Raw genomic sequence first — 17,137 nt, forward strand, 5'->3', positions numbered from 1 at the left:
CGACTGACTCCTTTTTTATCTTTATATAGCGATCACGACCTAATTCGAAGCCAGTTCCGGCTTTATTACCATCCAAAAAAGAACAGCTGCAATAACCACTGATATGACATCCGAACCGAGCTGAGCGGAAACGACTCCCATGTAGCCGAAAAGTGCGGAGAATGCAGCTATTACTGCTGCGTACACAACTCCCTGCCTGCAAAGCGGCGCCAAAAGCGCAACTACTGTTGCCAGAACTGCAGCTGTGCCCGCAACAATTCTGTAGGCAAAGGAAAGAACCTTGCGCAGACGCTCCTTCTTACCGGATCCGTATATATATCCTGTAAGCGGCTGTCCGCCAAAGGCAAGTCCCACGATTATCAACATGACTATATTTACAATTTTTATTACAATTCCCATAACGGCAATGGAATCACTGCCGTAAGCCGACAAGGCACGATTAGTAAGTGTAATTCCAAGTGTCTGAGTAAAATTCGTTACCGATGCGGGAAGACCTACTGCAAAGATTTTTGCAAGTTCACCTTCCTTAAGGCCAAAGTCACGGGGATCAACCGACAAACCATCACATTTTGCTGCTATGAACCAAAATGCCACTGAACCATACAGACAAAAAACGCTCAGTCTCTTTCCATCCTCCCCTTTTCCAGCTCCAAGAAGTCTCGAAATATAAGAGGTTCCTCCAAGTGCAAACATATCTCCAAATGCAAGGAACAATGTAAACAGAGGCGCACAGATAGATACTCCCGCGATAAGTGCCGTGTTTCCCGTCAACGCTATAAAGTATGTATCAACCATACTGTAAACAAGTGACACCACCATACTGAGTACAACAGGAATTGCAAGCTTCAAATATGCGGTTCTTATCGGTGCTTTCTCAAATAATTCATTACTCATCTATCCTTTACAATAGGCTCAATCTGTGAAATCAGATTGTCGATATGCTCAAATACACTGCTCTTTGTTGTTCCAAGGGAATTAACGCGTTCAAGCTGTCTAACAAGAGCATCATACTTGCTGTTGATATCAGAAAAGCTGCTGCCGATTCTGTTAAGCTCATCGGAAGCTGTATCAGCAGTATCTGAAATCTCCTGCTGAACCGCATTTGCTCCGTTTGCACTTTCAATAATTTCATCAAAGGTTGCGTTGGTCTCGTCTACCTCTTCAATACTCTTATCCATGGCTGCTATAGAGTTCTGAATATTCTGAGAGAGTTTTTCACTCTCTTCTCCTGCTGCCTCGATAGAAGCATTAACCTGGCTGATCATGACCTTAATCTCATCAGCAAGTTCTCTTACTTCGGTAGCAACTACTGCAAAGCCTTTTCCTGCAGCGCCGGCTCTTGCAGCCTCAATTGAAGCATTAAGTGCAAGCAGATTGGTCTGGGTTGCGATTCCGATAATCTTCTTCATATAATCGGAAATCTGATCGACCGCACTCTTAAAGTTTTCATAGCTCTGTGTCATTTCATCAAAAGTGGCACGTACTTCATTGGAACTGTCCTTAAGCTCTGAAACTTTATTCTGAGCATTCTGAACGCTATTTAAAATATTGACCTTAACGTCCTCGAATTTACCTGCACTGTCATTTACTGCCGCAAACATTTCATTAAATGCGTCCATCTGATCATGAAGCTGAGTATTGCTTTCAATTACATCCTCAATAGCTTCACCCATATCATGGATTTCTGTAAGTGAAGTAACTTCGTTTTCCACGAGTTCGCGCTGGAATTTCTTAACAGAATCCGCTATGTAAATAAGGGATTCGCGCCTTTCATCATCCGATGCGGATTTCGGAGTTTCAACAGTTTCTGCGATTTCTTCAGTTTTTTTCTTAAAAATATCTGTCAGCATATTTCTATCTCCCTCATTCAAAGACTATACAGGTCATTGTCTGATTAACGAACTGTGTATTGTAATGCTCTCCGAATCCGATAAGTCCGCAGGAAGGTCCAAGCGAAGCAATTTTTGACAGGTACGTATTCAGCTCGCCTCTTTCCTTCAGTACCAGATATCTGAAGATGCAGTTAACGGAATAGATGCATGAAATCCTTGTAAAATCGTTCTTAATCTTTTCAACCGTATGCTGAGCAACCTCCATGGGATCTCTCATTTCAAGGAGCGTCAGGATATCCGAATCGTTGATCTGTCTGTAGAGAATAAGTCCGCTACCCGATACATCCTTGATGGAACAGATGCAGACATCATTACCTATCATCTTTCCGAGAGGATTCTGGAAGGTCTGGTCTATAATCTGCTTATCGCTTGTCGCGCCGGTAAGATCCATGTATACCTGTTTGGAGGAACGACCGTTAAGTTCACCCAGGTAATACTTCGCCTTATCTGTCTTTGACGCGATAAGCTGTCTGTTATCCTTGGGCTCATAAATATTTTCCTTATAGGCTTTAACCTTACCGCCTTCATTTCTTATTACCGCATAGGTCATTGCGTCCTCATAGATTTTGCCGTTTACGGAAACCTTTCCGGCATCGCCTGTCGCGCCCATAACCTGAAGGTTATATTTATCAATAAGTCCGCGAAGAGTTGTAAGAACCGCTGCATCATTTCCTGCGCAAAAATCGATTATCGCAGTATTCTCTTTTCCTGGTCTGATTTCCTCTATATCCTTTTCAAGCCTTCCGATATAGCGGGCAGGCATTTTGGATACCTTCTCAAGAACTCCGGTCTTAACCTTAACTCCCTCAGTGAAAGCAGTAACAATAAGCCCACTCTCCTGAATCGAAGAGTCGTAGCCCATAGCTACGCAGCCAATACTTGGAACACCCGGATATTTCTTTTCAATCTCCGCTACATTCGCATCAAAGTGATTTGCATCGCTTGTGAATAAAATAAGCTTCGGTCCGGATAATCCTCTTGTAGCTTCCGACACATCAGCTGATGAACTTTTCGCGTTAAACATTTTCATAAGGCATATACTCCTTACACTCTGGCTCCTTCATAACGAAATCTGCCGCATAAATTGTTATCACACTACATAAGCGCAGAAAATTAAAACATAATTTCTCCACTTAACATAAATGATAACATTCTTATATATAGGGTAACAATGCCCTAAAAACAATATTTCATTAAAGAATCTATTAAAATTTCATAAACACCCCATACAAAAATATAGAAAAAAATCCTTTGAGATTATTTATCAATCTCAAAGGATGTCTTGCTTGATTCAGACCGTTTAAATATGTATCCAGAATTTAGTAAATACATTTAAATTTGTTGTTGCAAATATTGCCTACAGGGCTGTTTCTCCTTACAAAATCGATAACCAGATCCGGCATTTCATCAGGATAGGTCCTTATGGTCTTAGCCTTACCGATGCTCGAATAACCTCCGGTTCCTGTCGCCCTGTAGTTACTGGTTACCAGCGTATAGGTCTCATCATCGGACAATTCTGTTCCATCCAGCTTTCTCATAACGACCACTCTGTCGCCCACAGGTCTTCTGATATCAAATTCATACCAGAGTCCTGCATAGATATCGTAATTATAATGTTCAACCTTGGGCTGAAGAAATGCTTCTGAAATTTTTACTTCACCGGTAGTCTCATCATAATCATAATATTCTGCTGATCTCTCAAGGGCCGCCCTCAGATCAGCTTTGGTCATCTCCTTGACCTCCTCAGTATTTGCAAACTGATAAATTCCAAGTACATCTCTGACCGTTATATCCTTGTGCAGTCCAAGCGGCTCATTTGAGAGACTTGTGCATGAAAAATCAGCGCCGGTAAGCTCCAGCTGAACCTGATTAAAAATTGCAGCAACTCTGCTACCCTTAAGAGCAACATCCAACTTCTTCTCGGGGAGAATCTCCTCTTCAAGGCTTCCGATGGGCTCATCAAGCCATACCTGGAGCTTCTCGTTCATCTCCTTGAGTCCCGGATTCTCTGCCTGTATTTTATCAAAATCCGCATACTCTTTTTCCACAGGGATAAGATATGAAACAACGCTCCATCCACCGGAGGTTCTGGTACTTCCCTTCAAAACCTTCTCATCGCTGTCGCCCACATAATCGGCGTCGATAACGCAATATCTCATCGCCTTATCCGGAGGCTGAACTCCGAAGGTTCCATCCAGGAATATTCCCTCTATCGGCAGATGCTGATGTCCTGTAAGTATGATGTCAAAATCGAGTTCTCTGGCGATCCTGCAGGCCTGGTTCTCATCCGATTCCGAAAGTTTATCGCCTGTGGTCATATCCTCCTCAAAGCCGCCGTGATAGATACAAACAGTGATATCACACTGTCCTTTAAGTTCAGCAAGCTCATCTTTTAAAACAGTGACGGGATCTTCAATCTCAAAATTGACGAGATTTTTCTTCTGCTCCCATACGTTTACATAGCTTGTTACAGCACCTGTAATTCCAACCCTGGTTCCGTCCTCAAGAGTTTTAACTATGTGCTTCTTTATTCCAAGGTCGCCTTTTTTGTCAGTTACATTGGCGCACACAAGAGTAGCTCTCATAGCTTTGGCAAAATCCCTGATTGCTTCATAACCGAAATTGAAATCGTGATTACCCAATGTGTAGCAATCCAGTCCCATGGCATTAAAGCCCTCAGCCATAGGATTAAGCTCACACTCATCCATGTGGCTAAGATAATAGGCTAAAAGCGGCGTTCCCTGAAGGCTGTCACCGCCGTCTATAACCAGTGTATTACCGTCTTTTTCCTTCTCACCCTTCATCTGGGCCGCTATGCCAAAAAGGCCTGAGTTTTCATGGCTGTTTGTAGCATAGTTGATCGGAAAGACGTGTCCGTGTGTGTCTGAAGTGAATATTATTCGCATGGTTTATCCTCTTGTTAGTTTAACTCTAATTTGTGTAGAAATATACTCTATTATGAGAATTAGTACGATAAGTCCGGCGAGGATAGCGCCTGCTTCGTTCCATTTGTAGGAATTCATTGCGAAAATAAGAGGTGCACCAAAACCACCGGCTCCAACCATACCAAGGATTGTAGCGTCTCGAAGGTTGATATCGAATCTGTATATTGCTGTTGATGCAAAGTTGGGTAAGAGCTGAGGCAAAATACCATAGCGGATCTTCTGCCAGGTATCACAACCTGCAGCATCAAGAGACTCTACAACACGAGTATCGAGGTCCTCTATTGCCTCGATGTACATCTTACTGATCATTCCGACGGAGCACACGCCCATTGTGAGAAGACCTGCGAAAGGTCCGGGACCCGTTACACGGATAAACATAAGACCATACACAACTGCCGGTATTGTGCGGACAGCCATAATAATGATTCTGCCTGCAAAAGCTATCGGCTTAGGTGTAAGATTTGATGCTGATATAAAGGCAAGCGGAACTGAAAGTATAGCTCCGACAATTGTTCCAAGGAATGCGATACATATAGTCTCGAGCATCAGATAAGGAACGCCTTTTGTAGTCAGGTTAAAAAGGAAGGACAGATCCGGCTGGAATATTCCCTTTATGATATTCAGGGCTATCTCACCGCCATCCATAGTGGTTCCGGCAGTTTCAACAGCAGTTCCGCTCCAAACCATAAGTCCGACAAATATAATTGCAATAGCAAGATGATATATCCAAGTACGTGGACGCTTTTCATATGCTTCTTTAATTCTTTGATTCATAATTATCTCCTAAAAAATCAACCGTGTTAAAAAAACTCATCAAGTCCTCTAAGCAGTGAACTTATACAAGCTTCTTACGAAGCATTCTGCTGATTGACTCAATGATAAATACTGCTATGAAAAGTGCAACAAGCACGGTTCCCACGCTTGAATACTCTCTCCAGGAGATTTTTTCATTAAGAATAAGACCGATACCGCCTGCTCCTACATATCCGAGAACAGCTGCATATCTTACGTTACCCTCAAAGTTAAAGAGGCAGTTTGAAAGATAGAACGGAAGCACCTGCGGAACAATTGCAGATATAAATGCTCTCGCCTTTGTTGCTCCCATAGCTTCCATAGCCTCGAACGCTCCCATGTCTACCGTCTCAATCTCTTCGTAGGTGAGCTTACCGATATATGCAAAGGAAAATACCGCAATCGCAAAAGTACCCGCGAGGGTTCCGAGTCCGAAAACAAGTGTTGCTACAAGCGCTGTAACCAGTGTAGGAAGAGTTCTTATTAGTGAAAACATAACTCTTATCACTGATACAACCACCTTATTGGGACATACGTTAGTACTTGCAAGCATCGCAAATGGTACTGATAAAAGCGCTCCCAGAACAGATCCCAGAAGTGACATTTTTATAGTGTCGAAAAGAGGTGACCACACCTTCTCAATATAAGAAACGTTAGGCGGGAACATCTCTCCCAGAATTACAAAAAACTGTCCGATTCGCTCGGATAATATCTTCATATCAAAGCCTGTGACTTTTACGGAAACAGCACACATAAGAAAAACAAGAATAAAATAAACCGGCATTCTTGATGCTTTCTTTTCCACAGTCTTCCCATTAGGCAGTGTATATACTTTAGGTTTGAAAATCTTATCGTATATGCTCACTGTAATCACCCCTCTTCATCCTGGACATTGCCCTGTGCATCCACTTTTCCCTTATAGATAAGGCTGAGTACCTCCTTATCTACTTCGCCGGCAGGACCGTCGTATACAATCTCTCCTTCTCTGATTCCAACGACTCTTGTAGCATATTGAAGCGCGAGATCTACGTGGTGAATATTGATAAGAATTGAAATATTCATCTCTTCGTTAATACGCTTAAAGTCATCCATAACCTGCTTAGCTGTTACAGGATCAAGAGCAGCAACCGGCTCATCCGCAAGAATTATCTGCGGACTCTGTGCAAGAGTTCTCGCAAGAGCAACTCTCTGCTGCTGACCACCTGAAAGCTGATCTGCACGAACAAAAGCCTTGTCAAGGATCCCAACCTTATCAAGACACTCAAGCGCCTTCATCTTTTCATCCTTTGTGTATATGCCAAAGGTAGATCTAAACCAAGGCATATCCGGAACAAATGCTGTAAGTACGTTCTTGATTACGGTAGTTCTTGTGATCAGGTTGAAGGACTGGAATATCATACCAATCTTTCTGCGAAACCTTCTGAGCTGCTTTCCGGACAGACTCATCACATCAACATCATCCACGGTGAGTTTTCCGCTCGTAACATCGTGCATCCTGTTGATGGTACGAATAAGTGTGGATTTACCTGCACCTGAAAGTCCGATAATTGCTACAAATTCTCCCTGCTCAATTTCAAGGTTAACATGCTTTAAGCCCTCGAAACCATTGGGATATTTTTTTCCTACATCTTCAAACCTGATCATGATATTTCTCCTGAATTCTTACAAAATCAATTATATTAGGCTGGCCTATTGTATCCCCTCATCCGTCAGCTGCGCTGACACCTGTCTTCACTCCGTTTCGGTCCGCGCTGAACCGACGTCCCCTGGACGTCGAGCGCCCCCCAAGGGGAAGGCTAAAACACAATAAAACAGGGAAGGTATCCTAAAACACCTTCCCTTTGTGTACTATATTATGACTGAAACCGGTGTTAGTTCATAGACTTGATAAGTTCCTGCGCAGCTCTCTCAGCGTCGTAATCTGCTGAATTAGCCTCCACATAACCGTTGTGGTTGTAGATTGAGATAACTTCTTTTCCTGCGTCTGAATTGCCGATATTGATAAATGCAGTCTTGAGCGCAGCCTTGAAAGCATCATCCATAACAGGAGATGTCTTGCTTACGCTGATTGTATCATTGTAAATACCGTCTGTTACACCAATTACGTTTGTCTCATCCCAGATGCTGGCTTCTCTGCCGTAATCTGTTGTCCACTTGTCCTCGTTGTCACGTCTTGCATCAGCATAGCAGCAAACAACGTCGATCTGGCCTGAAGCAAGTCTTGCAAATGCATTACCGTAAGAGTCAGCCTGTACAGCGTGTGAAAGATCTGTTACATGCTTCTCATAGTTTGCCTGAAGCCAAAGTGAAGGATAAATATATCCTGCAGAAGATGAAGAGTTCATTACGCTCCAGTTAAGTCCGTCGAGGTCTTCCCATGTAAGGCTCTCACCGTTGTTAACCTTCTCAGCTACAGCCTGACCTGCCTCTGAAGGACCTGCAATGATAAGTCCGCGGTAGAAAGTAACCTGATCCTCTGTGGGCTCTGTGGGCTTGTTGTCATTCCAATCCTTAGCATTGGGGCTCTCGATTGAAAGGCCGTCTCTTGTTGCTGTAAGAAGAACATCGCAGCCATCCTCGTAAAGAACAAAGGTACCACCGGGGATAAGTCCGATATCGATAGTGCCTGCTGAAAGGCCTTCACCAACTGCCTCATAGCTTGTTCCAACAGTGATGTCAACTGTACCAACCTCATAGCCAAGGCCTGCAAGCTCGTCTGTAAGGAGCTGCTTAAGGGGCTCAGTAGCTGTTACGATCTCATCGGGCTCACGTGAAGGTACAAAACCGATTGTAAGCTTATCAATCTTAACTGTCTCAGCAGGTGCTGCAGCAGTCTCTGTGTCTTCTGTAGCCTCTGTGGTTTCTGTAGCCTCTGTAGCCTCTGTTGTCTGAGTCTCAGTAGCTGTGTCTGTTGTCTTAGCTCCGCAGCCTGCAAGCATTGTGATTGTGCTGACACCTGCGATCATCATTGCTAATAATCTCTTCATAATTCCTCCTGCTAAAAAATATTCCTTTTTTTCGTAAAAAGAGCCCATGCAGAATCCCCACATGAGCTCCATACAACAACCATTAAAATTATATTTAACTTACAAATTAATGTCAACGAGATGATGTTTCGGAAAATATTAAGATATTCTTAAGTTTCCAAATTACTTAGCAGCAACTTCTCTTGTTGCCACAACATCAACTCCGGTTCCCGCAACATTTTTTACCACAACATCGCCGATGTGGACGGGTGCTTTAACACATGCATCATCAATTTCTTTCATGCATTGGAAAATCTTATCCTTCGGGATATTTGATGCAGTTTTAACTGATACGCGTGGCTTGTCTCCTCCCTCGATAACTGCAGTACTTGTGACTGTGCGCTCGGGATGAGTAACCTCATTTCTTGCATACTTATCACCAATGGCGCAGGTGTTGCCCTTTACGGCTATAACTTCGCTCTCTTCCAATTCTACTGTGATCTGGCAGCCCATGGGGCAGCCGATACATGTAAGTTCTCTTTTTTCCATGATCAGTCCTCCGCCTCAATCTTGATTGTTATCTTCTTCGGAGAAGCTTCCTGAAGCTTTGTCTTCTGAAGTATTACCTGTTCCATCTCTCCGGGAGCCATGATGCGCTTTTTATTGTGCATAACACGCTCATCATCGAAGTAAACACTAACGTATGAATCCTTGTAAACAGCACCTACACGGAATCTTACAGTAAGAAGATCATCCATGCGATCAACGTTAATTGTTGAAGGAACTGTGTAGCGGGCTCCGTCTGTAGCAAAAAGTTCTACCACTTTATCTCCGGCTGTCTCGCCGCCCTTTACGAACTTGGCTGCGTTTGCACCGGCTCTTGTTGCTTCCTCAGAAACGTAGTCAACAAGGTCATGAACATGAAGAACGTTACCACAAGCGAATACTCCGGGGATGTTGGTCTCAAGAGACTCATTAACAACAGGTCCTGATGTAACAGGATTCATCTCTACGCCTGCATTTCTTGAAAGTTCGTTCTCGGGAATAAGTCCGCAGGAAAGAAGAAGTGTATCACAGGTGTAGCGCTCTTCTGTTCCAGGTATGGGCTTCATGTTTTTATCAACCTCAGCAATTGTAACTGCTGTAAGGTGCTCTTTTCCTTCAATGTCCACAACAGTGTGTGAAAGCTTAAGCGGGATGCCAAAGTCATCAAGACACTGAACGATGTTTCTCTTAAGTCCGCCGGAATAAGGCATAAGCTCTGCAACAACCTTAACCCTTGCTCCCTCAAGAGTCATACGTCTTGCCATGATAAGTCCAATATCACCGGAACCGAGGATAACAACCTCGCGGCCCGGCATATAGCCTTCCATATTTACAAGTCTCTGTGCGGTACCGGCTGAGAAGATACCTGCCGGACGATATCCGGGAATATTGAGGGCTCCTCTCGGACGCTCTCTGCAACCCATTGCAAGGATAACAGCACCAGCCTTTATCTGATACATTCCGTCCTCACGGCTCATTGCCGTAACAACGCGGTCAGCTGAGATATCCATTACCATGGTATGAAGTCTGTACTCGATCTTTTCATCAAGAACCTGATCGATGAAACGCTGTGCATACTCGGGACCTGTGAGCTCCTCCTTGAAGGTGTGAAGTCCGAATCCGTTGTGGATGCACTGATTAAGGATTCCACCAAGTTCTCTGTCACGCTCTAATATAAGAATTTTATCTACTCCTGCTTTTCTTGCGGAGATAGCGGCAGCAAGGCCTGCAGGGCCACCACCAACGATTACGATATCATAAGAAGTCATTACTGCTCTCCTCCCTTCTGGTGTTTGGTGCGTTCCATTACAATGTTGGAAGTCCCGCCGCTCTTGGTTATTTCTTCATATGAAAGTCCAAGTTCGCGATGAAGGATTTCCATTGTACGTGGTGAGCAAAAGCCTGCCTGGCATCTTCCCATTCCTGCTCTTGTTCTTCTCTTTACACCATCAAGTGATCTTGCTCCCAAAGGTCTATGGATTGCATCGAGGATCTCTCCCTCGGAAATAGACTCGCAGCGGCAGATGATGTTGCCATATGCGGGATTCTTTTTAATAAGTTCATTTCTCTCTTCTACAGAAAGATCTGCAGGATTCATGATGTCTTTTCTTGTGCTCTTCCATTCTTTCTTAGCTGTGAGACTCATCATATCCTTCAGCATATTTCCAACCATCTCACCGATAGCAGGGCTGGATGTAAGTCCGGGTGACTCGATGGCTGCTACGTCGATGAAGTGCTCAGCGCCCTTTACCTCTCCGATGATGAACTCATGACGAGCTTCATGCGCACGGAGTCCTGCGAAGGAAGTAATAACCTTTTTCATAGGAAGATTCTTTACATGGTCATTAGCCTTTGCAATAAGATCATTGATTCCGGCTGCTGTTGTGTTTGTTCCTTCCTTATCTTCAATATCAATAGCTGTAGGTCCTACAATGAGGTTGCCGTGAACAGTAGGTGATACGAGTACGCCCTTACCAAGGTTAGTAGGCTGCGGGAAAATTGTATGACTTACATGTCCGCCAACTTCCTTATCAAGCAGGCAGTAATCTCCGCGTCTCGGGATAATCTCAATCTTGTCGTCATCCTGAGATACCATATTGTGGATTACTCCGGAATAAACGCCTGCTGCGTTTACTACATATCTTGAAACATACTCGCCGTTGTTTGTGCGAATATGCCACAATCCGTCTTCTTTCTTCTTAATATCTTCAACCTTAGTATTGAATCTGAAATCAACTCCATTCTCATTTGCATTTTCAGCCATAGCGATGCAAAGCTTGAACGGGCAGATAATTCCACCGGTAGGTGCATAGAGAGCACCCTCTACGTTGTCTGAAAGATTAGGCTCCATCTCAAGAGCTTCCTCGCGGCTAAGAATCTTCATATCCTTAACGCCGTTCTTGATTCCTCTGTCGTAGAGGTCCTGAAGTCCGGGAAGTGCTTCCTTATGGATGCATACAACCATGGATCCGTTTCTCTTAAATGGAATGTCCAGATCGCGGCAAAGATCATCCATCATCTCATTTCCGCGCACATTCAGTTTTGCCATAAGTGAACCTGCAGCAGCATCAAAGCCTGCATGCACAATTGCGGAATTTGCTTTTGATGTTCCCTCACAAACATCTTCACATTTTTCAAGGACACAGAAGTTGCCTTCATAACGGGAGAGTTCTCTGGCAATCGCGCTTCCCGAAACTCCTGCGCCTATGACAATTACATCATATAACATAGTTTTATCTCCTATTTCTTTATTATATTAAGGCCGAAAGGCCTGCCTCCGTTGCTCTCCGTGGCTCATATAGTATACTTGCCTTTTCGCCCCGGAGACAGGCCTTTCGGCCCTAGCTACATTAAAAATGGAGTCGGTTAATAAGCGTATCTCATCATACGTTTCATACCGACTCCATCCCTCAGTGTATCTTTATTAAGTTATTTCCATTTCAGAATAGGAACTTCTTCTCATATTATAATCCCTATTGAATCAGAAAAGTAATACAAGATTACTGTTTTTAAAAAATTTAGAAATTAGCCAAACATGTGAGCAGCTGCAAGTGCGTTGTAAAGAAGAGATGCAACGATACCGCCGCAGATAGGTGCTACAGCAGGAATCCATCCATAGCTCCAGTTGCCGTTCTTCTTGCCAAAGCTGGGAGCAAGTGCAAGATAAGCAAGACGAGGAGCTGTATCTCTTGCTGCATTCATTGCGTATCCTGTAAGTCCTCCGAAGGAAGCACCGCAAGCAACGATTACGCCGTATACAAGTACCCATACAGTACGATCTGAGCCAGCAGGGATCAGAGCAAGTGTGAATACAAGAACGAATGTAGCTACGAACTCAGAAAGGAAGTTCAATACCTGGTTCGGGATTGAAGGTGCTGTGCAGAAGCATCCGCGAACAACATCATCATTAGCTGTAGCCTTGATGTGATCTCCATAGAGAACCATAAGGATAGCTGCGCCGCAGAAACCACCAAGCATCTGAGCTACGATCTGACCAGCAACTGTGCTCCAGTCACCTGATCTGATTGCAAGACCGATTGTTACAGCAGGGTTAAAAGCCGAAGGGCATCCTGTGAAATTGCTCATTGCAAATGCAGGAACCATAACTGCCATACCCCATCCGATAAGGATATGTACTGCTCCGCCGCCCTTGAAGCCGGACTTCTCAAGCGAAACGTTACAGCAAACACCATCGCCAAGTAAAACAAGTAATAAAGTACCAATAAACTCGCCAATATAAACTGACATATTCGGTTACCCCCGTTTCTTTTTATTGCGGTCCGCCACTATGGCGGACCGATTATTAACTTTTCATACAAACTTTTTCATCCCAGTGTGGATCACTCTTTTGCCCATCCACGTGTAGCTGCAACAGCCTGTGACCAGCCCTTAAGAGCCTTTGTTCTGTCTTCGTCAGCCATCTCGGGCTTGAATTCCTTATCAACTGCCCAGTTCTTGATAACGTCTTCTTTGCTTGTCCAATAGCCAACTGCAAGACCTGCAAGATATGCAGCACCCATAGCTGTTGTCTCAACGCAGCAAGGACGAAGAACGTTGGTGTTGATGATATCTGACTGGAACTGCATGAGGAAGTTGTTCATGGAAGCACCACCGTCAACCTTAAGGGATGTAAGGTGCTTGCCGGAGTCAAGTTCCATGCAGTGAAGCACGTCATAACTCTGATATGCAAGTGACTCAAGAGTTGCACGAATTACATGATACTTATTTACGCCACGTGTAAGTCCTGTGATAACTCCGCGTGCGTAAGGATCCCAATAGGGAGCGCCGAGTCCTGTAAATGCGGGAACTACATAACATCCGTTTGTATCTTTAACTCTTGTTGCGAAGTATTCTGAATCCGGTGAGGAATCAACGATCTTAAGCTCATCACGGAGCCACTGAATAGCTGCGCCTGCTACGAATACAGAACCCTCAAGAGCGTAGGTAACCTTTCCGTCAAGGCCCCATGCTATTGTGGTAAGAAGGTCGTTCTTGGAGAAGATCGGCTTCTCGCCTGTGTTCATAAGAATGAAGGAACCTGTACCATAAGTATTCTTTGCTTCGCCTTCCTGGAAGCAGGTCTGTCCGAACAGAGCTGCCTGCTGGTCGCCGGCTGCGCCTGCGATGCGGATAGGGCCGCCAAAGAACTCAGGATCAGATTCGCCATAGATGCAGCTTGAAGGCTTAACTTCAGGAAGCATGCTCTTCGGAACCTCGAGGATCTGGCAGAGCTCATCATCCCACTCAAGTGTATTGATGTTGTAAAGGAGTGTTCTTGAAGCGTTGGAGTAATCGGTTACATGAACCTTACCCTTTGTCAGCTTGTAGATAAGCCATGTATCTACAGTACCGAAGCAAAGCTCACCCTTCTCTGCTCTTTCACGAACGCCTTCAACATTCTCAAGGATCCAACGGATCTTTGTTCCTGAGAAGTAAGGGTCAAATTTAAGACCTGTTTTCTGCTGGAATTTCTCAACGATTCCGGGGATCTTGCCCTTCATCTGCTCAGCATAGTCTGCAGTACGACGGCACTGCCAAACGATTGCATGATAAACGGGCTGACCTGTTGTTCTATCCCAAACGATAACTGTCTCACGCTGGTTAGTAATACCGATTGCTGCGATATCTTCAGCCTTAGCTCCAACCTTCTGCATAGCCTGACGTGCTACGGAAAGCTGTGTCTGCCAGATTTCGTTGGCATCGTGCTCAACCCAACCGGGCTGCGGGAAATACTGTGTGAACTCCTTCTGAGCTACAGAACACATCTCACCTTTTTCGTTAAAAAGGATACATCTGTTACTGGTTGTTCCTGCATCCAGAGCCATTACATATTTTGCCATTTTTCTTATCCTCCTTTAGTCTATTTATATAGCCGTTTCGGCTTTAGGCACATTTACATGTTCCATACCTCTTTGTTGGTAGTGGAAACCGCCATCGCTCCGCTTGAGAGCGCATTCATAACGTCATCTCTGTCTGAAATAAGTCCGCCTGCAATAACAGGCACTCTGCTTATTCCGTTGACGCGCTTTATAATCTTTGAAACCACAACTCCCGGAAGAATCTCAATCACATCCGGTTGACATGATCCGTACTGAGCCTGTTTCTCAATGTTCACCAGAGCCATACTGTCTATTACGAAATACCTGAGCACTGAATAAAGCCCCAAATCTCTGGCATGCTGTATAAGATTGCTCTTAGTGGTTATAATTCCGTCTGCCTTAGTGTTGTTCTTGATGAAATCAAGGCTTACGTCCTTACTGTTGTTCAGGCCCGTCACCAGATCTACATGAACCATCGCTATTCGTTCGGCATCTTTTATTTTTTGTACAATTTCACCAATGGTACAAATGTCACCATATAGAATAAAAATGATTCCGCAGTCTGTCTTCAGTGCTGCCGATAATCCTTTGTCATCCTTAACTGCGGCGATTACCGGATTTTCTTCTATCTTATCTATAAAATCTCTATGCATTAAAATTCAGCCTTATCTCAATTTATTAAATCGTATTTATTTAAAAAATGGCGCAAAAAAAGAACATGTCTAACAAACAGGTTTCAGCCTGTATATTTGTAAAAGCCACATTCTCTAATCTCACCGGCGCTCATTAACTTATGAATCTATGATAACGCCCTTTTATGAAATTTTCAACATAAAATTTATAGTTTTTTTATTTTTTATGTGTATTTTTTACACTTTAACACGTTAAATCGATTTTTGTTTGTGCTATTTGTCTACCTTTTTCATAAGGCATAGTCAAAATGTATAGATTTTATCACAAACAATGCCGGCGAAAACTTGTCAAATGCAGTATCTGACATGTTTTGCCGGCATTAATGAATTATCTTTAAAGCATTCGGATACGTTACTTTTTCCCCGCATCAGCCATCATTGCAAGGCTTCGTGCCATCGACTCAAATGTATCATGCTGATTTGCTGAATCTCTGTCTGCGATCATGGCAAGAGTCTGCGAAATATCATTGAGAGCCATCATCATGTTCTCCAGCGCCATTTTCTGAATCTCAGCATCATCGCCCTTTTTTACTACCTGATCATATTTCATTATTCTCTGCTGCTGCAATCCTGTAACTTCTGATACTCTGCTCATAATAAGAATTCCCCTTTCCATAAGAAACAGTGTTGTTATGATAATTATATCCGAATAATTATAAAATTCTATTAAATAACGATAACAAATTGATAACCTTTTCATCATTTTACAATCTGCCCGTAGAAAAGTATCTTCGGATCATCGTTATCTGTGACAATATAGTATTTGAAGGGCTCATCGGCTATAAATTCCTTTGCTTCAATCTTTTCACCGGGAGGCGCCGCCCCAAGCACTGCTATTATGCTCGCTGCAGTAGCTTCAATTCCTTCTTCATCCACTTTGATCTTTGTCTTCTGAATAATGTCGGAAATAAAAACTTCCGAATCGCTTATCATAGCTGAAAAATCTGCCTCTGGTGAAAAAGCAATCCCTGCTCCCCTGCTTTTCATGAATTCTGTCAACTCGCCATTGTCAAAAGATGCCTCTGTTTCAAATTTCGGAAGCTTGACATGGACATTTTCCGATCTGCAATCATCTATCTTGCCGCAAACATCCTCAATGTCTCCCAGCATAAAGATAACATCGACATCTCCCTGCATAGGCAGGATTACAAATTTCCCATCAGCATCCTCATAATATCGGAAGTGATCGGTCTGCTCCATAAAATCCTTCTTAACGGTATCTCCGTCTATGCTCTTAAAGTCGCCTTCCTTCGTATTCATTTTTTCAAAATTTTCTACCCAGCTACTCTTCAAATAGATTGTATTTGCAAGGACCATATCTACCTGAGAAAGATCATCACTCATCTTGGGAACCAGGCCTTCAGTTCCTTCATTAACCCAGTCGTTAACAGCATCTGTGATCTTATCGGGTGCAGCATCCTCCGCATCAGCATGATACAGCTGCCTGATGTTCTGTTTATATGCTTTGTTTATGCTGCCCTTTGATGCGGTATTATGCCATGCAGAGTTCAGCATTTTGAAGGTTATAAATCCACTTGCCGTATCTGGCGCAAACAATACATTGTTATACCATTCGTTCATCTCCTCCTCTTTTTCAAATCCCATAGCTTTTATTAGACTCGTCTTTGTGTCTGAGTCTGCGCCTGCCACAGCCAGAGCAAGAACCGCTCTGAAGGATGCCGGTGACACCATATAGTTTTTATCGCTGTATCCGGATTTTTCGAGAAAAGAAATGAGTTCTTCGTCAAAGTTAGTGGATATTTCTGTCATATCATCGTCTCCTTCGGGGGTAGTATCTGCAGTTTCAGCGGAATCATTTGTGTCTTCTTCGATATCTGTATTTTCTGATTTTTCGTCCGAAGCTACAGCTCTCCTGCTTCCTATGCTTTTTATAGCTGAAAGGCTGGCTATAAAAAACAGTATGCCGGCCACTATTACCGCCAGTCCCTTTAAAACATTCCTCATATATGTCCTCCTCAAGTAATA

General features: G+C 43.6%; 16 protein-coding genes. All 16 read right to left on the reverse strand.

Going from position 1 to position 17,137, the window contains the following annotated elements; translation table 11 throughout:
* Nucleotides 1–39: 39 nt before the first annotated feature.
* The 16 genes from G630_RS0104570 to G630_RS0104645 all read right to left on the reverse strand — a co-directional run bounded on the left by G630_RS0104570 (nucleotide 40) and on the right by G630_RS0104645 (nucleotide 17,116).
* Entirely contained in the window at nucleotides 40–894 is an 855-nt protein-coding gene (locus G630_RS0104570; protein WP_026497888.1) for an MATE family efflux transporter, read from the reverse strand.
* Entirely contained in the window at nucleotides 891–1,850 is a 960-nt protein-coding gene (locus G630_RS0104575) for a methyl-accepting chemotaxis protein (RefSeq protein ID WP_022760692.1), read from the reverse strand. The genes G630_RS0104570 and G630_RS0104575 overlap by 4 nt, the downstream gene beginning before the upstream one ends.
* A 13-nt stretch (nucleotides 1,851–1,863) precedes the next feature.
* Nucleotides 1,864–2,922: an FIST signal transduction protein gene (locus G630_RS0104580; protein ID WP_026497890.1), complete on the reverse strand. Its 1,059-nt coding sequence runs from the start codon at nucleotides 2,920–2,922 to the stop codon at nucleotides 1,864–1,866.
* Nucleotides 2,923–3,211: 289 nt separating this feature from the next.
* On the reverse strand, nucleotides 3,212–4,798 hold the full coding sequence (locus tag G630_RS0104585) for a bifunctional metallophosphatase/5'-nucleotidase (protein WP_026497891.1): 1,587 nt from the start codon (nucleotides 4,796–4,798) through the stop codon (nucleotides 3,212–3,214).
* Nucleotides 4,799–4,801: 3 nt separating this feature from the next.
* Nucleotides 4,802–5,611 carry a phosphonate ABC transporter, permease protein PhnE gene (phnE, locus tag G630_RS0104590; RefSeq protein ID WP_022760695.1) on the reverse strand — a complete coding sequence of 270 codons (810 nt, stop codon included), beginning with the start codon at nucleotides 5,609–5,611 and terminating at the stop codon, nucleotides 4,802–4,804.
* Nucleotides 5,612–5,672: 61 nt separating this feature from the next.
* Nucleotides 5,673–6,494: a phosphonate ABC transporter, permease protein PhnE gene (gene phnE / locus G630_RS0104595; protein WP_026497892.1), complete on the reverse strand. Its 822-nt coding sequence runs from the start codon at nucleotides 6,492–6,494 to the stop codon at nucleotides 5,673–5,675.
* Nucleotides 6,495–6,499: 5 nt separating this feature from the next.
* Nucleotides 6,500–7,273: a phosphonate ABC transporter ATP-binding protein gene (gene phnC / locus G630_RS0104600; protein WP_022760697.1), complete on the reverse strand. Its 774-nt coding sequence runs from the start codon at nucleotides 7,271–7,273 to the stop codon at nucleotides 6,500–6,502.
* Nucleotides 7,274–7,500: 227 nt separating this feature from the next.
* The gene (locus tag G630_RS0104605; protein WP_026497893.1) at nucleotides 7,501–8,616 is read right to left on the reverse strand and encodes a phosphate/phosphite/phosphonate ABC transporter substrate-binding protein; all 1,116 of its coding nucleotides are present in this window, start codon (nucleotides 8,614–8,616) and stop codon (nucleotides 7,501–7,503) included.
* Between the two features lie 162 nt (nucleotides 8,617–8,778).
* The gene (locus tag G630_RS0104610; RefSeq protein ID WP_026497894.1) at nucleotides 8,779–9,144 is read right to left on the reverse strand and encodes a DUF1667 domain-containing protein; all 366 of its coding nucleotides are present in this window, start codon (nucleotides 9,142–9,144) and stop codon (nucleotides 8,779–8,781) included.
* 2 nt (nucleotides 9,145–9,146) lie between these two features.
* Nucleotides 9,147–10,409, reverse strand: a complete 1,263-nt coding sequence (locus tag G630_RS0104615) for an NAD(P)/FAD-dependent oxidoreductase (RefSeq protein ID WP_022760700.1) — start codon at nucleotides 10,407–10,409, stop codon at nucleotides 9,147–9,149.
* Complete coding sequence (locus G630_RS0104620) at nucleotides 10,409–11,869, reverse strand: NAD(P)/FAD-dependent oxidoreductase (RefSeq protein ID WP_022760701.1); 1,461 nt, start codon at nucleotides 11,867–11,869, stop codon at nucleotides 10,409–10,411. The genes G630_RS0104615 and G630_RS0104620 overlap by 1 nt, the downstream gene beginning before the upstream one ends.
* 296 nt (nucleotides 11,870–12,165) lie before the next feature.
* Entirely contained in the window at nucleotides 12,166–12,888 is a 723-nt protein-coding gene (locus G630_RS0104625; protein WP_022760702.1) for an MIP/aquaporin family protein, read from the reverse strand.
* Between the two features lie 92 nt (nucleotides 12,889–12,980).
* Entirely contained in the window at nucleotides 12,981–14,480 is a 1,500-nt protein-coding gene (gene glpK / locus G630_RS0104630; RefSeq protein WP_022760703.1) for a glycerol kinase GlpK, read from the reverse strand.
* Nucleotides 14,481–14,533: 53 nt separating this feature from the next.
* On the reverse strand, nucleotides 14,534–15,112 hold the full coding sequence (locus tag G630_RS0104635; RefSeq protein WP_026497895.1) for a glycerol-3-phosphate responsive antiterminator: 579 nt from the start codon (nucleotides 15,110–15,112) through the stop codon (nucleotides 14,534–14,536).
* 391 nt (nucleotides 15,113–15,503) lie between these two features.
* The gene (locus tag G630_RS20710) at nucleotides 15,504–15,746 is read right to left on the reverse strand and encodes a hypothetical protein (protein ID WP_022760705.1); all 243 of its coding nucleotides are present in this window, start codon (nucleotides 15,744–15,746) and stop codon (nucleotides 15,504–15,506) included.
* Between the two features lie 104 nt (nucleotides 15,747–15,850).
* Nucleotides 15,851–17,116 (reverse strand): serpin family protein, encoded by a 1,266-nt coding sequence (locus G630_RS0104645; RefSeq protein ID WP_026497896.1) that lies wholly within the window; start codon nucleotides 17,114–17,116, stop codon nucleotides 15,851–15,853.
* Between the last annotated feature and the right edge of the window lie 21 nt (nucleotides 17,117–17,137).

It is taken from the genome of Butyrivibrio sp. WCD2001 (genome assembly GCF_000424485.1).
Lineage (GTDB): Bacteria > Bacillota > Clostridia > Lachnospirales > Lachnospiraceae > Butyrivibrio.

What these genes read in the sequence shown, in the direction of transcription:
- G630_RS0104570 (WP_026497888.1), bottom strand. Translation starts at nt 894, where the DNA reads ATGAGTAATGAATTATTTGAGAAAGCACCGATAAGAACCGCATATTTG.
- G630_RS0104575 (WP_022760692.1), bottom strand. Translation starts at nt 1,850, where the DNA reads ATGCTGACAGATATTTTTAAGAAAAAAACTGAAGAAATCGCAGAAACT.
- G630_RS0104580 (WP_026497890.1), bottom strand. Translation starts at nt 2,922, where the DNA reads ATGAAAATGTTTAACGCGAAAAGTTCATCAGCTGATGTGTCGGAAGCT.
- G630_RS0104585 (WP_026497891.1), bottom strand. Translation starts at nt 4,798, where the DNA reads ATGCGAATAATATTCACTTCAGACACACACGGACACGTCTTTCCGATC.
- phnE (WP_022760695.1), bottom strand. Translation starts at nt 5,611, where the DNA reads ATGAATCAAAGAATTAAAGAAGCATATGAAAAGCGTCCACGTACTTGG.
- phnC (WP_022760697.1), bottom strand. Translation starts at nt 7,273, where the DNA reads ATGATCAGGTTTGAAGATGTAGGAAAAAAATATCCCAATGGTTTCGAG.
- G630_RS0104605 (WP_026497893.1), bottom strand. Translation starts at nt 8,616, where the DNA reads ATGAAGAGATTATTAGCAATGATGATCGCAGGTGTCAGCACAATCACA.
- G630_RS0104610 (WP_026497894.1), bottom strand. Translation starts at nt 9,144, where the DNA reads ATGGAAAAAAGAGAACTTACATGTATCGGCTGCCCCATGGGCTGCCAG.
- G630_RS0104615 (WP_022760700.1), bottom strand. Translation starts at nt 10,409, where the DNA reads ATGACTTCTTATGATATCGTAATCGTTGGTGGTGGCCCTGCAGGCCTT.
- G630_RS0104620 (WP_022760701.1), bottom strand. Translation starts at nt 11,869, where the DNA reads ATGTTATATGATGTAATTGTCATAGGCGCAGGAGTTTCGGGAAGCGCG.
- G630_RS0104625 (WP_022760702.1), bottom strand. Translation starts at nt 12,888, where the DNA reads ATGTCAGTTTATATTGGCGAGTTTATTGGTACTTTATTACTTGTTTTA.
- glpK (WP_022760703.1), bottom strand. Translation starts at nt 14,480, where the DNA reads ATGGCAAAATATGTAATGGCTCTGGATGCAGGAACAACCAGTAACAGA.
- G630_RS0104635 (WP_026497895.1), bottom strand. Translation starts at nt 15,112, where the DNA reads ATGCATAGAGATTTTATAGATAAGATAGAAGAAAATCCGGTAATCGCC.
- G630_RS20710 (WP_022760705.1), bottom strand. Translation starts at nt 15,746, where the DNA reads ATGAGCAGAGTATCAGAAGTTACAGGATTGCAGCAGCAGAGAATAATG.
- G630_RS0104645 (WP_026497896.1), bottom strand. Translation starts at nt 17,116, where the DNA reads ATGAGGAATGTTTTAAAGGGACTGGCGGTAATAGTGGCCGGCATACTG.